The 14483-nt window shown below is 63.7% G+C and carries 13 protein-coding genes and 3 pseudogenes; 2 read left to right on the forward strand and 14 right to left on the reverse strand.

Features of this window, described 5'->3' with window-relative positions; translation table 11 throughout:
* From AC3A6B_RS18740 to badH, 7 genes and pseudogenes are all read right to left on the reverse strand, one after another.
* Window positions 1–95: pseudogene (locus AC3A6B_RS18740) on the reverse strand (electron transfer flavoprotein subunit beta/FixA family protein); the annotation flags it as partial.
* 44 nt (window positions 96–139) lie between these two features.
* A complete protein-coding gene (locus AC3A6B_RS18745; RefSeq protein WP_487838178.1) occupies window positions 140–916 on the reverse strand; it encodes an enoyl-CoA hydratase in 777 nt (258 codons plus the stop codon).
* Window positions 917–927: 11 nt separating this feature from the next.
* Entirely contained in the window at window positions 928–1920 is a 993-nt protein-coding gene (locus tag AC3A6B_RS18750) for a Bug family tripartite tricarboxylate transporter substrate binding protein (protein ID WP_487838179.1), read from the reverse strand.
* Between the two features lie 44 nt (window positions 1921–1964).
* On the reverse strand, window positions 1965–3608 hold the full coding sequence (gene aliA, locus AC3A6B_RS18755; protein WP_487838180.1) for a cyclohexanecarboxylate-CoA ligase: 1644 nt from the start codon (window positions 3606–3608) through the stop codon (window positions 1965–1967).
* Window positions 3609–3648: 40 nt separating this feature from the next.
* Complete coding sequence (gene aliB / locus AC3A6B_RS18760; RefSeq protein WP_487838181.1) at window positions 3649–4800, reverse strand: cyclohexanecarboxyl-CoA dehydrogenase; 1152 nt, start codon at window positions 4798–4800, stop codon at window positions 3649–3651.
* A gap of 82 nt (window positions 4801–4882) precedes the next feature.
* Window positions 4883–5665 carry a 2-ketocyclohexanecarboxyl-CoA hydrolase gene (gene badI / locus AC3A6B_RS18765; RefSeq protein WP_214698411.1) on the reverse strand — a complete coding sequence of 261 codons (783 nt, stop codon included), beginning with the start codon at window positions 5663–5665 and terminating at the stop codon, window positions 4883–4885.
* Between the two features lie 40 nt (window positions 5666–5705).
* Complete coding sequence (gene badH, locus AC3A6B_RS18770) at window positions 5706–6473, reverse strand: 2-hydroxycyclohexanecarboxyl-CoA dehydrogenase (RefSeq protein WP_487838182.1); 768 nt, start codon at window positions 6471–6473, stop codon at window positions 5706–5708.
* 138 nt (window positions 6474–6611) lie between these two features.
* Here badH and AC3A6B_RS18775 point away from each other — a divergent pair, with 138 nt between their 5' ends.
* Window positions 6612–7127: a MarR family winged helix-turn-helix transcriptional regulator gene (locus tag AC3A6B_RS18775; RefSeq protein ID WP_487838183.1), complete on the forward strand. Its 516-nt coding sequence runs from the start codon at window positions 6612–6614 to the stop codon at window positions 7125–7127.
* Window positions 7128–7560: 433 nt separating this feature from the next.
* Here the strand turns inward: AC3A6B_RS18775 and AC3A6B_RS18780 are convergent.
* The 7 genes and pseudogenes from AC3A6B_RS18780 to AC3A6B_RS18810 form a co-directional block, all read right to left on the reverse strand.
* Window positions 7561–8758: pseudogene (locus tag AC3A6B_RS18780) on the reverse strand (IS91 family transposase).
* Window positions 8759–8767: 9 nt separating this feature from the next.
* A pseudogene (locus AC3A6B_RS18785) lies at window positions 8768–9040 on the reverse strand (tyrosine-type recombinase/integrase); the annotation flags it as partial.
* Window positions 9041–9068: 28 nt separating this feature from the next.
* Window positions 9069–9266: a hypothetical protein gene (locus AC3A6B_RS18790; protein ID WP_487838184.1), complete on the reverse strand. Its 198-nt coding sequence runs from the start codon at window positions 9264–9266 to the stop codon at window positions 9069–9071.
* A 147-nt stretch (window positions 9267–9413) separates the two neighbouring features.
* The gene (kce, locus tag AC3A6B_RS18795) at window positions 9414–10352 is read right to left on the reverse strand and encodes a 3,5-dioxohexanoate:acetyl-CoA acetone transferase (protein WP_487838185.1); all 939 of its coding nucleotides are present in this window, start codon (window positions 10350–10352) and stop codon (window positions 9414–9416) included.
* A gap of 250 nt (window positions 10353–10602) precedes the next feature.
* Window positions 10603–11580 (reverse strand): Bug family tripartite tricarboxylate transporter substrate binding protein, encoded by a 978-nt coding sequence (locus tag AC3A6B_RS18800; RefSeq protein ID WP_487838186.1) that lies wholly within the window; start codon window positions 11578–11580, stop codon window positions 10603–10605.
* Window positions 11581–11608: 28 nt separating this feature from the next.
* Complete coding sequence (locus AC3A6B_RS18805) at window positions 11609–12847, reverse strand: CaiB/BaiF CoA transferase family protein (RefSeq protein WP_487838187.1); 1239 nt, start codon at window positions 12845–12847, stop codon at window positions 11609–11611.
* Window positions 12848–13609: an enoyl-CoA hydratase/isomerase family protein gene (locus AC3A6B_RS18810; RefSeq protein WP_487838188.1), complete on the reverse strand. Its 762-nt coding sequence runs from the start codon at window positions 13607–13609 to the stop codon at window positions 12848–12850.
* A gap of 110 nt (window positions 13610–13719) precedes the next feature.
* On the opposite strand from AC3A6B_RS18810, the gene AC3A6B_RS18815 reads away from it, so the two are divergent.
* Window positions 13720–14415 (forward strand): TetR/AcrR family transcriptional regulator, encoded by a 696-nt coding sequence (locus tag AC3A6B_RS18815; protein ID WP_487838189.1) that lies wholly within the window; start codon window positions 13720–13722, stop codon window positions 14413–14415.
* The last annotated feature ends 68 nt before the right edge of the window (window positions 14416–14483 follow it).

A 14483-nucleotide genomic window follows, 5' to 3' on the forward strand; every position in this document is an offset into this window, starting at 1 on the left:
TTGACGTTGGCGATGTCGACACCGGTGCCGTCGGACTTGACGCGCACCTTCACGTTGAAATCGACGACCCGCTTGACCGGGACAAGTATCTTCATGGATGGCTCCAGGGATTGAACGAATGAACTGGGTCGAAGAAAAATCAGCGGTGCTTGAACACCGGCTTGCGCTTGGACAAAAAGGCATGCATCCCTTCATGTGCATCCTCGCTGGCAAAACGCGCATGCAGTTGGCGCCGCTCGAAGCCAATGCCCTCCGAGAGCGGGGCCTCCCAGGCGCGGTTCACGGACTCCTTGATCGCCATCAATGCCGGCAGCGAGAAGGCTGCAATGCGGGCGGCGAGATCGATGGTTTCGCCCAGCAGCCGCCCGTCCGCCACCACCCTCGAGACCAGTCCGTAGCGGTCGGCTTCTGCTGCGTCCAGCATGCGGCCCGACAGGCACATGTCCATGGCCTTGGCCTTGCCGATGGCGCGCGGCAGACGCTGGGTACCGCCGGCGCCTGGCAGCATGGCGAGCTTGATCTCGGGCAATGCGAACCGGGCGGATTCGGCGGCAATGATCATGTCGCACGCCATCGCCAATTCGCAGCCTCCGCCCATGGCGAAGCCCGCCACCGCCGCGATCACCGGCTTGCGCACGCGTCGGATGGTTTCCCAGTTGCGTGTGATGAAGTCGGCCTGGTACACATCCATGTAGTTCCAGTCCGCCATCGCTGCAATGTCGGCCCCGGCCGCGAAGGCCTTGTCATTGCCGGTGATCACGATGGCGCCGATGTCTGCGCTGGCGTCGCAGGCCAGCAGCGCTGCGCCCAGAGCGTCCATCAGCGCATCATCCAGCGCGTTCATCTGCTGCGGCCTGTTCAGCGTGATGACGCTGACCCGGCCGTGCGTCTCCACCAGGATGGGTTGTTCTTGCATGACAGGCCGCTTCAATCCACGCTGATGTTCTGTTCCTTGATCAGGGCGGACAGCTGCGCAGTCTCATGGACCAGCAGCTTGCGGAACTCCGCAGTGTCCATCGCGATCGGTTCGGCACCGAGGTCGGCATAGCGCGACTTGACGGCCGGCTGAGCCAAAGCCTTGCCCAGTTCGCGGTTCATGCGGGCCACGATCTCGGGGGAGATCCCGTTGGGTGCCCACATGCCGAACCAGATGTCGAGGTTGGCGCCTGGAAAGCCCTGCTCGCTCACTGTGGGGACGTCGGGGAAGAACGGCGAGCGCTTGGTGCTCACGATGCCCAGCAGCTTGACCTTGCCGGTTCGAATGTGCGCGAAGGCGATGCCCGGGTCGCAGACGAAGTCCGCCTGACCCGACAGTACATCCTGCAGCGCGGGGGCCGCCCCGCGATACGGAATGTGGGTCATGGAGGTCGCGGTGGCCTGCTTGAACAGTTCGCACGCGAGGTGCGGGGGCGTGCCGGAACCGGCAGAAGCGTAGGACAGCGAGCCCGGCTTGGTCTTGGCCAGTGCCACCAGGTCCCGTACGTCCTTGGCCGCCATCTGTGGCTTGGCGACCAGGTACATCTGGGTGCGCCCGACACTGGCCACGGGCGTCAGGTCGCGCGAAGGCAGGATGGTCGACTTGAAGAGCGACGGGTTGGCCGTTTCAACCGAGGTCGGTGCGATCAGGAAAGTGTGGCCGTCCGGCGCGGCCCGCACCACTTCCGAGGCAGCGATATTGCCGCTCGCACCGGGCTTGTTGTCGATGACGACGGGTTGGCCTAGCGAGTCCGAGAGGATCTGCGACAGGATGCGCGCCATGACATCGGTGCTCCCGCCCGGCGCGAAGCCGACGACCACGCGGATGGGCTTCGCGGGCCAGTTGGGGGTCGTCTGCGCCTGCGCGGAACCGGCGACGCCGAAGATGGCGAGAGCGGCGAGCGCGAGGCCTCGGCGTGCGGCCGTTGGGATGGGAATGAACATGGTCTTGTCTCCTTGGATGTGAGGGAAGGTGCGAGGCGTTGTCGTCAGCTCAAGTTCTCGCGCAGCATCTCGCGCAACTTGAACTTCTGGATCTTTCCGGACGGCGTGGCTGGCATCGCGTCGCGCACGACGAGGCGTTCCGGGATGTACTGCATCGCCACCTTCTGCCCCTTCAGGAACTGCACGATCGACTGCAGGTCGACGCGGTGGCCGGGCCTAGGCACCACCACTGCGCAGGCCCGCTCGCCCAGGCGCTCGTCGGGGTAGGCCACGATGGCGGCCATGGCGATGTCAGGGTGCCGATACAGCAGCGACTCGATCTCGACCACCGGAATGTTTTCGCCGCCGCGGATGATCACGTCCTTGCTGCGGCCGGTGATCCGGACGTAGCCCTGGGCATCCATGCGTGCCAGATCGCCGGTATCGAACCAGTCGTCGGCGTCGGTGCCGTTGAGGTGCGAACGCCGCAAGTAGCCGCCGAAGTTCGAGCACGAGCGCACCAGCAGCCGTCCGGGCTGATCGGCCGGCAGCACCTGGTCGCTCTCGTCGACCACCTTGAGTTCGACGCCGGGCAGCGCCAGCCCATCGGTGCTGATCGCGCGCACGTCGTCGTCGTCCAGCTGGATCAGCGTGACGGCGCCGTTCTCGGTCATGCCCCAGGCTGACACGATCTTGGTGCCCAGGACCTGGCGCGCCTGCTCCACCAGCGGGCCCGGTATTGGCGCGCCGGCGCACAGGAAGGTGCGCAGGCTCGGCACCTCGCTGCCTGTCTCGGCCACGGTTTTGGCGAGGTCGGTGAGGAATGGCGTGGAGGCCATCGTGAAGCTGACCCGCTCGGCCCGGATCAATTTGATGGCCTGCTTCGGCTCCCAGATGTCCTGCAGCACGGCGCCGGCCTTGAGCACGATCGGCATCATGAGGCCATACATGAAGCCGGTCTGGTGCGCCATAGGCGAGGCCATCAACACCACGTCGTCAGCGCCGAGGCGCAGGCGCTGCGCATAGGGAATGATGTTGGCCATGGTGGTGTTGGCCGAGTGCATCACGCCCTTGGGTTCGCCGGTGGTGCCGGAGGTGTAGATCATCTGCGTCACGTCATCCGGGCCGGGCCGGCTGCGCGTGAGGATGTCCTGCGCGTCGGGCTCGTTCTCCCATGCCGGGCCGCTGAGCAGCGCTTCGAAACTGTCAGGCCCCGCGCCGCCGACGACAACGATCTGCTTCAGGTCGGGCAAGGCCGGTTGCAGGTCGTTGACCATTCGCTCAAAGTCGAAGCCGCGAAAGGTCTTCGGCACGATCACGACCTTGGCTTCGCCGTGCTTGAGCATGAACGACAGCTCGCGCTCGCGGAAGATGTGCATCAGCGGGTTCATCACGGCGCCGATGCGAGAGCAGGCCAGATAGACCAGCGTGAACTGCCACCAGTTGGGCAACTGGCAGGCCACGACGTCATTGCGGCCCACGCCCAGGCGCGACAGTCCCACCGCGATGCGATCGGCCATGATCGCCATCTCGCGGTAGGTGAAGCGGGTGGTGACGCCCTGCTCCATCTGCAAGGCGGTCAGCGCAAGCTTGTTGGGCAAGTCGGCGACGCAGGCGTCGAGTTCGTCGTTGATGGTGCGCTCGTGCCACAGGCCCTGCGCCACCATTCGGGCGCGGCGCGGCGGCAGCAATACGGCATCGAATTCCATGGTCTTGTCTCCTGGCTTTTCGTCGTTGAGGGTGAGAGGCTCAGGCCGGCACGGCGTCGCGGCCGGCGCGGGTACGCGCCACGATGGTTTTCATGATCTGGGCGGTGCCGTCGCCGATCTGGAAGCCGAGGACGTCGCGCAGACGCTGCTCCATCACGCCGCGGTCATAGCCGCCATGGCCGAACATCAACAGGCATTGGTGGATGGTGTCGTAGGCCAGCTTGGGCGCCCACCATTTGCACATCGCGGCTTCGGCGGTGTGGGGCGCGCCCTTGTCCTTCAGCCACAAGGTCTGCAGGCACAGCAGGCGCGCGGCGGTCACCTGCGTATCGAAATCAGCCAGCGGATGCGACACGCCCTGGAATGCCGACAGCGGCTTGCCGAAGGCTTCGCGCTGTGCCACGTACTCCCAGGTCTCCTCGAGTGCGGTGCGAGCCACTGCCAGTACCTGCAGCCCGATCAGTGCCCTCGAGAAGTCGAAGCCCTGCATCACCTGCACGAAGCCCTTGTTCTCGGCCCCGAGTTGATGGCTCACGGGCACCCGCACGTTCTCGAAGAACAGCGAGCCGCGACCGATCGCTCGCTGGCCGTGGCAATCGAAGCGGTTGCGGGTCACGCCCGGCAGGTCCATTGGCACCAGCAGCGCGGTCACGCCGTGGGCCGCCGATTCGACCGAGCCGGTGCGGCCGAACACCACCGCGGCATCGGCCTGGTCGGCCGCGGAGATGGAAGTCTTCTCACCGTTGATCACGTACTCGTCGCCGACGCGCTCCATGCGCAGGCGCAGGTTGGCCGCGTCGGAGCCTCCGCGCGGCTCGGTCAGCGCGATGGCGAACAAGGCCTCGCCCCGCGTCAGCTTCTGCAGCCACGGCCGGACAACTTCGGGCTTGCCGTGCTGCGAGAGGATCTGGCCATTGAGCGAGGCGAGCAGGTTGATGTAGGACATGCTGAGGTCGGCCCGCGCGATCTCCTCATGGATCACGCCGGCGGCCAGGCAGCCCATCCCCTGGCCGCCATGCGCTTCGGGCAACTCGGGCGCGATGAACCCCATCTCGCCCATCTCGCGCATCAGCTTGCGCTCGAGCACGCGGGTCTTGTCGCGTTCCAGGAAGCCGGGGGCGATGCGCTCGGTTGCGAAGCGGCGCGCATGGTCGCCAAGCGCTGTCAGGTCGTCATCAAGATACGGATTCATGACATGTCTCCAGGGTGCGCTGCGCCCCGGCGCAATACCGATTGCGCCGCGCGTGCAGAGGATTGAGGGATTTGTCGGGTCTCTACTTCGCGTACTTGCGGAAGTCGGGCTTGCGCTTTTCCTTCAGCGCATCGACGCCCTCGCGCGATTCTTCCGTGTCGTAGTAGAGCTTGAGTGCGTACATGCCGAGGCCCGCGATACCCGCCTGGTGCGCGGTGTCGGCGTTGAAGCTGCGCTTGGCGATGGCCAGCGCCGTGGGACTGCGCTCGCAGATTTCCTCGGCCCACTTCTGCACCTCGGCGTCGAGCTGGTCGTGCGGAACCACGGCGTTGGCCAGGCCCATGGCCACGGCCTCGGCGCCGCTGTAGCGGCGGTTCAGGTACCAGATTTCGCGCGCCTTCTTCTCGCCAACTACGCGCGCCAGGAAGGCGGTGCCATAGCCCGGATCGACCGATCCCATCTTCGGGCCCACCTGGCCGAAGATGGCCTTGTCGGAGGCGATGGTCAGGTCGCAGATGGTGCAAAGCACGTTGCCCCCGCCGATGGCGAAGCCCTGCACGCGGGCAATCACCGGCTTTGGCACGTTGCGGATCGTGTCGTGCAGCTCCTCCATCGGCAGGCCGATGGTTCCGCGGCCGTCGTAGTTGCCATTGTGCGCGGACTGGTCACCGCCGGTACAGAAGGCACGGTCGCCGGCGCCCGCCAGCACGATGGCACCGACGCCGCGGTCATAGCCGGCACGGTTCATTGCCTTGATGATCTCGTCGCAGGTCTGGCCGCGAAACGAGTTCATCTTGTCGGGCCGGTTGATCGTGATCCAGGCCACGCCGTTGCGTACTTCGTAAAGGATGTCTTCGAATTCCATGGTGTTCTTTCCTGTGGGTTGAAGGGCAGAAATGCCGAGCTCAGCCGTTCATCGTCAGGCCGCCGGAGACGCTCAGCACCTGGCCGGTGACAAAGCCGGCGTCGTCGCTGGCGAAAAAAAGAATGGCGCCGGGCAGGTCGTCCGGCTGGCCGATGCGACCCAGCGGAATCGAGCGCGTGAACGCTTCCATCAGCTTCTCGGGATTGCCGGCGCCTTCCTTGTAGTCGGCGAACAAGGCGGTGTCGGTCGGCCCTGGGCACACCACGTTGACCGTGATGCCGTGGCGCGCATGTTCGCGGGCGATGGTCTTGGAGAACGCCACCAGGCCGCCCTTGCATGCCGCGTACACCGCTTCGCCCGAGGATCCGACGCGCGCCGCATCGGACGCGATGTTCACGATACGCCCGGCCTTGCGCGCCGCCATGCCCGGCAGCACTGCGTGATGCATGTGCAGTGCACCCGTCAGGTTGATCGCGATTAGCTTGTCCCACTGCGCCGGCTGGGTCTTGGTGAACGGCGTGAACACGTCCCAGCCGGCGTTGTTGACGAGCACGTCGATCGTGCCCAGGTTCTGCTGCGTGGCCTCCACCGCCAGGTCGACGCTTGCGCGGTCGGTGATGTCGCAGCGGAACGCCTGCGCCTGCCCGCCCGCATCGCGGATACCGGAGGCGACCTTCTCGGCCGCCTCCAGGTTCATGTCGTACACCGCGACCCTGGCGCCTTCGCGGGCGAAGCGCCGGCAGGTTGCCCCGCCAATACCGCCGCCACCGCCGGTGACCACCACTGTCTTGCTTTCGAATCTCCGCATCAGGCTCTCCATCAGGTTTTAAGCTTGCTATCGTCGACGCATCGTTGCTCGAACGTCGCTGACCATATGTCAATGTGTTGACGTATTATGCGGCGACGGGCATCACATACGCAAGGCATTTCGAAGAGAGATTAATCTATGGTTTACCCTGATAAAGCAGAAGAAACTACACGGATCGAGCTGGCCAACCGGGTGTTCTTCCGTCTCTATCAATGTGCCAACATGTTGCACAAAACAGGTACAAAGGCCGTCGAGTCTGAGGGCCTGACGACGCAGCAGTGGGCGGTGCTTGGTGCGCTGTCCAGGCCGGCTGTGAGCGGAGGCATGAGCGTGGGCGATCTGGCGCGCTACCTCAAGGTCAGCAGGCAGAACCTCTCCGGTCTGCTCAGCCGCATGGAAAGGGATGGGCGAATCACGACTGCGGCCGACGAGCGCGACCGCCGGTCGCGTCTCGTGTCAATGACGGCGGCAGGGATGCGCGTGTGGCAGGACGAGGCCTTGCCGAAAATTCACGGCTATTACGCGCAGGTGCTCGAGGGCTTTTCCGTGAACGACATCACCCACACCCTGCACTACTTACTCAAGCTTCTGGACAACATGCAACTGGTTGACGATCGGCAAGGAGGTGGCGACGAGGCAGTTGAAGACCGCTGACGGGGCCGTAACCAACGCGAACGACCGCGATCCGTCCTACTCTGCCCTTCGCGAGCGACTGTCGTATGGCAGGTGTGGTCTAGGGTTGTCCGACACCTGTCCGTGCACGACGACAGCGCCGAGCTCGCCAACGGCTTGAGGGCAGGTGTTGGACAAGCCTCCATGGAGGAAACCGCGGAATGCGCCACTGAGGCCTGAGAAGGCTACGAAGCTATGGGGATTCGGTCGGTGTGAGTCGGACTCGTGGCGGCGACGCAGGTCAAGAGTTCGGCCGATGGCGTGGTTGAGGCGCAGCGGATCGATCGCGGCGCACTCAGTTGCCCAGCGACGCCACCGGCGGCGATGCCTTCGTCGAGTGCGAAGGCAAGACTGCGCATCGGCCCAGAAGGATGAAGGGCCGAAGCTCGGAATGGACGCTGATGCAGATGTGCACTCATGGTGCCCGAGCCTGCTGAGGCGGCGCGCGGATGGGTTGCCCACGAACGAAGGTCTGCAGGATGATCATCTGGCCGCCGCAGTGCGGGCAGAAGAAGGTCGGTCGCACGGGTTCGGGCTCGGAGTCAACATCCGATGTGCGCGCAGCGGCATCGACTTGCAGCAGCAGCAGCTCGCGAATGCGTGCGAGGCAGGCGGTTCGATTGCCGTTGGCCAGGAGCCCGTAGTGGCGGATGCGGTGGAAGCCGCCCGGCAGGACGTGCAGCAGGAAGCGGCGCATGAACTCGTCGGCATCGAGCGTCATCGTGTTGCGGCGTGTGCGGCCCTTGGCCCGGTAGTCCTTCCAGCGGAAGGTGACGCCTCGTTCGTCCATGGCCAGGAGCCGGCTGTTGGAGATGGCAACCCGATGGGTGTAGCGCGACAGATAGGCCAGCACTGCTTCGGGTCCGGCGAACGGGCGCTTGGCATAGACGACCCATTCGCACTTGTGCAGCGGTGCGAGCCAGTCGGCGAAGGCGTGCGCATCAGCCAGGGCGGCGAACTCGCCGAAGAACTGCAGCGGACCGGCGCGATGAACGTGTTCGAGTTGTTCAAGGAAGCGGCGTCGGAACAGCCTCGACAGCACGCGCACGGACAGGAAGAAGCCGGGCCTGCAGGCGATCCATCGCTCGCCGTCGGGCGACAGGCCACCGCCTGGCACGATGCCATGGACGTGAGGGTGATGCGTCAGCGTTGATCCCCACGTGTGCAGCACCAGGGTCACTCCGATGCTGGCACCCAGGCGCTTCGGATCGGCCGCGATGGTCGTCAAGGTCTCGGCGGCCACGTCGAACAGCAGCGTATAGATTGCGGGCCTTGTTGTAGTAGGCGAACGCACTGATGGGCGCCGGCAAGGTGAAGACGACGTGGTAGTAGTCCACCGGCAGCAGATCGGCTTTGCGAGCGTCTAGCCAACGCCGCGCGGCAGCGGCCTGGCACTTCGGGCAATGCCGGTTGCGGCACGAGTTGTAGGCGATCTGATCTTGACCGCAGCCCTCGCAACGCAACACGTGGCCCCCCAGCGCCGCGCTGCGGCACTGTTCGATGGCCGACATGACCTTGAGCTGGCCCAGGCTCAGGTGACCCCGCTGCACCTTGCGCCAGGCGGGACCGTGGGTGCGGAAGATGTCGGCGACTTCCAGGGCGCAGTGCGCCATGGAGATGCCCTATGCGGCCTGCAGCTTCTCCAGCGGGCTGACCACTTCGTGCAGGATCTCGGTGGCCACGTGCGTGTAGACCGATGTCGTCTCCAGCTTCTTGTGGCCCAGCATCACTTGGATCACGCGGATGTCGACCTTCTGCTCCAGCAGGTGCGTGGCAAAGGTGTGGCGCAGCGTGTGCATGGAGACGCGCTTGTCGATCTTGGCCGCCTCGGCGGCGTCGTGAACGGCGCGGTTGAGTTGGCGTGCGGTCAGCGGGTCGACCGGATTCATGCCGGGGTCGTCGTGCACGGTGCACTCCTTTGGGCTACCTGAGTTCGTTCGTGGCGACGTGCGCCGCGTTGGAACGTTCGCTCCGTGCAGGATGCAGGCTGACTGGTGCGCTGGACGGGGTGGATGGTGGTTGGCTCGCGATGATGGGCCGGCCCATGGCCATGGCTCCATCGTTGGCGCGGCACTCGCTGCGGCGCTGATCGTCGAGGAGAGATTCGAGAATCACTGACATGTCATTCTCCTGGCAAGAGTTGCCTAGTTCGACATCTAACTGGGGCAAAACCATCTGCTAGTCAGATGAATATGCATTGCCGACTTCCGGATCGGATTAGCGACTTGTTCAGACCTTCCATAGCACGCACAGCAGTCTTTGTCGATCTCAGAACCGAGTTCGCTCGGAGCCTTTTAGGCCTAGCATTTCGCGGGCTTCTGCCGGCGTGGCGATCTCGAGACCGTGGTCCTCCAACATTCGCTTCACTTTGAGGACCTGCTCGGCGTTGGAGCTGGCAAGTTGCCCTCGCCTAATCAACAGAGAGTCCTCGAGACCAACTCGCACATTGCCGCCCATCGTGGAGGCGGCAACGGCCAAGTCCATCTGCGACGCTCCGGCTCCGAGTACCGACCACCGATATCCATCTCCAAACAGGCGATCGGCAGTGCGCTTCATGAAAACGAGGTTGTCCAGATCTGCGCCGATGCCCCCCAGGATCCCCAGGACGAACTGGATGAACACTGGCGGCTTGAACATGCCCGTGTCCATGCAGAACTTTAGGTTGTAGAGGTGCCCAACGTCATAGCACTCGTGCTCAAACTTGACACCCTCGCCTTCTCCCAGCTCCCGAGCCACCATGGCGATGTCCCGAAACGTATTGCGGAAGATGTAGCTGTCGGAGTTCGCCAGGTAGTCGCGCTCCCAGTCGAACTTCCACTCGCTGTACTTCGCTGCCAACGGGTGCATCGAGAAGTTCATGCTGCCCATGTTCAGCGATGTCATTTCTGGAGAGACCCGCTTGGCTGGTGCGATACGCTCGGCCACTGTGTTCACCAGGCTGCCGCCGGTCGACAGATTGATAATCGCATCTGTGGCTTCCTTGATCTGCGGCAAGAACGCCATGAAGTGTTCCGGATCTAGCGACACAGCTCCGTTCGCGGGATTTCTGGCGTGCAGGTGAAGGATAGCCGCGCCGGCCGCGGCGGCATCAATCGACTGGCGGGCAATGTCTTCAGGCTTGTATGGCAGCGCCTCGGACATGGTGGGGGTATGGATGGCGCCGGTAATGGCGCAAGTGATGATCACCTTGCGGGCGGGCTTCTTCATGCTACCTTCTCCTTGAATGTGCGTGCGCAGCTATGAGTTGCCGCTGCAGCGTGAACTTTTGGCGAAGCTTGATCGCTTCGGAGCGGCGCCGAATCAGCCCGCCATCCGTTTTCAATGGGCCGCATCGTCCCGAGGACTCGACCATCATGATGTTGGCGATCACATCGAAGAGCGCCGCCTCAGCGCCAGAAGCGGATGGGGCCGCTAGGGCGCAGGCAGTTGGTTGCTCATGCGTCGCTCTAATCGCGGGCTATTGCGGGGTGATGCCGCTGCGCACCGCGATTGTCCGCAGCTTGTGCAGTTCCGCGCGATAAAAGTCGGCATGCTCGGCCAGCGTACTGGGCTTCACGGGCAATGCGGCGGCGTCTGCGAGGAAGCGCTGGTACTCTACCCCGCGCAGCACGGCATTGACCTTCTCGTTCAGCTGCTTGGCAACAGCCTCTGGCACCTCGCTGGAGCAGAAGATGCCCGCCCAGACGCTGTGCCTAAAGTTGCCCAGCTTCCCGCCGCTTTCCGCGACCGTGTGCACACCCGGCAACTGGCTATTCCGCTGGGAGTTCGCCACTCCGATGGCTTTGATCCTGCCGTTACGGATCAAGTCCACCGTTGCGGGAGACAGCGGAACGAACGCGAAGTCGATTTCGCGTGACAGAAGCGCCTGCGTCACTGGTGCGGCACCTTTGTACGGGACTTCCAACACCCGCACTCCGCTTGAGAACTTGAAGTCGGAACTCACCAGCGACGGAGCCGACCCTGGCCCCCAGGTTCCAAACGTGAACTCCCGTTGCGGTGCTGCGGCCACCATCTCTTCGACCGATTTGACCGGGACCGAATCGTTGGCCACCAGGACGAAGTCGGTCGACAACAAGACCGATACGAGGCGAAATGCTTCAGGCTTGTAGCGCGCGCTGGACAGCGCGAGCGGCGCCAGGATCAGGTCATTGCCGGTCGTTACGAGAACCACTTGTCCGTCAGCGGGCGCCTTTAGCACAGATGCGGCGCCAATGGCCCCGCCCGCGCCGGGAAGGTTCTCCACAATGGTGGGCCCGCCGAGCGCGCCGCCCAGCCCCGCCACCAATTTCCTCGCTGCCACGTCGGCAGGACCGCCGGCCGGATACGCCACCCTCATCACGGTCGTCTTGCTACTTTCCGCCTGGACAAACTGGGGGGCAAGCATGGCGGCGGAGCCACCGACAAGCAGTTGGCGGCGCGTCAAGGTCGAATTCATGATGTTCTCTTGGTGTGGGTTGCGGCAGTCAGTCGGACGACGCCCTTGCGGCCGTCGTGGAGTTACCCTTCTTCAATACGCCCGCCAGCGTGAGCTCATCAATCGCGCTCGCGCTGAGGCCGAGTTGCGAGAGCACTTCTTCGTTGCTCTCGCCCTGGAAATAGGGGATGCCCGGTGGGGGAAGTTCCGACTTGCTGAAATGCCACGGCGCACCCGGCATTCGGAAAGACCCTCCTGCACGGTCATCGACATCAACAACGGCTCCCCACTCGCGCGTCCATTCAGACTCAGCAAATTCCTCAAGCGTGCGCAGTTGTCCGACCGCAAGCCCCGACTCGCTCACCTGAGCCTGCAGCTGGTCCAGATCGGTGAACGACAGAACCCACGCCCGGACCTCCTTATAGAGGTGCTCCAGGTTCAGCTTTCGCAAGCTTGCGGTTGCGAACCGAGGATCCTTGAGCAGGTCGCTCCGGCGCATCATGGCGCAGTAGCGCACAAATATTGGAGAGAACACGGGACTCGCGGCGATGGTGACCGAGCGCCCATCGGGTAGCTCGAAGATCGGCGACTCGTTCGCACTAAGGGCCAGAGGTTCGTCCTCGACATCGATGCCGCTGAGAATCGCGCCCGCTCGCTCATTGACCGAAAGCATAGTCGCCGCCATCGCAACATCGACGTGCTGGCCCTCGCCCGTTTGTGACCGGTATTGAAGTGCGGCGAGCACCGCGATCACCCCGTGCAAGCCGGTGTACACATCCGCGTGGCTGCACGCATCGTTTTGTGCCCGTGCGAGAACACCGTCATAGTGATTGTGAACAATGTTCGTGTGACCGGTCTCGGCATGGACAGTCGGCGCGAACGCGGGCCGATTCTTCCAGGGTCCCGTCTGCCCATAACCACTGATCGAGACATAAATGACGCCAGGATTTGTGGCAGCAACATCGGCGTACGCGAGTCCGAAGCGGCTCAACGTTCCGGGTCTGAAGTTCTCTACGATCACATCCGCGGATGCGCAAAGCTTCTTGACGATTTCGCGCGCTTCGGGCCAGTTCAGGTCCAAGCACAGGTTGCGCTTGCCTGCGTTCAGCTGGGCATAGTACGTGGACATCCCGGACACGTGAGGCACACCGACGCGGCCTAGGTCTCCAGCAGGTGGTTCGATTTTCAACACGTCCGCACCGAGGTCGCGCAGCGCCTTGGTACAACCGGGGCCGGAGAGGACTCGCGTGAAATCGATCACCCGTAGGCCTTCGAGAGGGGCGTTCATTTAGGTCCCCTCGAACACAGCGGAGCCGGGTGAACCGGTGGCCGAGAATGCGGCAAGCCCACGCGCCTGATCGCCGCTCTTCCACATCATGGAGTTAACAGCTTCCTGCATGCCGTCGGCGCCGCTAGCACCCGTGGCAGCGGTTGCATTGGCCAGAACCTTGATGCCCTTGATCGCAACCGTAGCTCCCGCCGCGAGTTGCCGGGCCCACGACATGGAAACGGTGTGGAGCTCCGACTCCGGCACCACCTGGTTGATGACCCCCCAGCGCTCGAGCGTCTTCGGATCCTGGCGGCGACCGAGCATCGCCATCTCCTTGGCTCGGGCAAGACCTGCCCGCTGCACCACACGTTGAACGCCGCCCAGCAGTGGAAGCAGGCCGAGTGACACCTCCGCCATTCCGAACGATGCTGTGTCGGCCGCGAGGATGATGTCGCACATGAGGGCCAACTCAAAGCCACCGCCAAGTGCCGCCCCATGCACTGCCGCCACGGTCGGGATCGGTACGTTTTCAAGCGATTCCCAAATCGCTTTCAGAGCGTCCTGGTCCCAGGTACCGCCGGCGATCGTGCCCAGGTCTGCGCCGGCGCAGAAATGGCGCATGGAACTGCGCAGGAGCAGGGCGCGACAGCCTTCGCCAACAGCCCGGGCATAGACACTTGCGAGCTCATCCAGCATTGCGTTATCCATGAGGTTGTGCGGCGGCTTCGCTAATATCACGATGCCAACTGCGCCATCCTTCTCGTACACGATTGAAGTCATGTAAATGTCCTTTTGATGGCCCAATGGTAAACGGTGTTAACTGCCTTGCTATCAGTGTTAACCCGTAGAGAATTTTTATCGCGTATAGATGGGGCGTCTAAAATCAGAACGTGAAATCCCGCACTTCCAATCTTCCTAAGCCCCGGCCGCTTCCTGCCCGCGCCGCGGTCATCAAGCGAGAGCCGGGCAGCCTGCACACACGGCTGATCGAAGAAGGCCGAAAGATGTTCGAGGAGAATGGCGCTTCCGAACTGAGCCTGCGCGAGCTCGCGCGGCGCCTCGGCGTCTCGGAGGCCGCACCCTCAAAGCATTTCAGAGGCAAGGAGGAGCTGCTCGCCTCGATCGCTGTGACTGGCTTCGAGGAGCTCGCCGAGGAACGCGTTCGCATCGCTGCGCTCGAGACCAGCCCTGTGAAGCGGGCGCGGGAGATGATGACGAGCTACGTTCGTTTTGCGCGCGCTCACCCCGGCATCTTTCACCTCATGACCGGCCCGCGGCTGCTCGAGGAGTTCGTGCGCGGCGACATCGAGGCAACGAGCAACGTCTCCTACCAATTCTTTGCCCAGTCGATATACGACCTGGCTCGGGCAAGTGGTTGGCCGGAGAAGCAGATGGAGCTGGCCGCGCATGCTGCGTGGTCTATGGAACACGGCTTGGCGACCCTCATTCTCTCTGGCCGCGCTCCGCGCATCGACAGCGACGTCGATCCGGAGATGATGGTTGACTTCGCAATCAACATGTTCCTCGCTGCGGTAGTGGCCGGGCCCGAGGCCTTCAAGAAGGCACTCGGGTTACTCAAGAAGTAGCTGTGCCCCCCCAACTGCGTCGCCTTCACTGCGCCCTACTCGCGCCTGCCGCCGGTGCACGACCTGGC

It is taken from the genome of Variovorax sp. Soil_C_33 (assembly GCF_057656935.1).

Coding starts and splice junctions, on each gene's coding strand:
- badH (WP_487838182.1), bottom strand. CDS start 6,473: ATGCGGAGATTCGAAAGCAAGACAGTGGTGGTCACCGGCGGTGGCGGC.
- AC3A6B_RS18810 (WP_487838188.1), bottom strand. CDS start 13,609: ATGACTTCAATCGTGTACGAGAAGGATGGCGCAGTTGGCATCGTGATA.
- AC3A6B_RS18800 (WP_487838186.1), bottom strand. CDS start 11,580: ATGAATTCGACCTTGACGCGCCGCCAACTGCTTGTCGGTGGCTCCGCC.
- AC3A6B_RS18745 (WP_487838178.1), bottom strand. CDS start 916: ATGCAAGAACAACCCATCCTGGTGGAGACGCACGGCCGGGTCAGCGTC.
- kce (WP_487838185.1), bottom strand. CDS start 10,352: ATGAAGAAGCCCGCCCGCAAGGTGATCATCACTTGCGCCATTACCGGC.
- AC3A6B_RS18750 (WP_487838179.1), bottom strand. CDS start 1,920: ATGTTCATTCCCATCCCAACGGCCGCACGCCGAGGCCTCGCGCTCGCC.
- badI (WP_214698411.1), bottom strand. CDS start 5,665: ATGGAATTCGAAGACATCCTTTACGAAGTACGCAACGGCGTGGCCTGG.
- AC3A6B_RS18790 (WP_487838184.1), bottom strand. CDS start 9,266: ATGTCAGTGATTCTCGAATCTCTCCTCGACGATCAGCGCCGCAGCGAG.
- AC3A6B_RS18805 (WP_487838187.1), bottom strand. CDS start 12,847: ATGAACGCCCCTCTCGAAGGCCTACGGGTGATCGATTTCACGCGAGTC.
- aliB (WP_487838181.1), bottom strand. CDS start 4,800: ATGAATCCGTATCTTGATGACGACCTGACAGCGCTTGGCGACCATGCG.
- aliA (WP_487838180.1), bottom strand. CDS start 3,608: ATGGAATTCGATGCCGTATTGCTGCCGCCGCGCCGCGCCCGAATGGTG.
- AC3A6B_RS18775 (WP_487838183.1), top strand. CDS start 6,612: ATGGTTTACCCTGATAAAGCAGAAGAAACTACACGGATCGAGCTGGCC.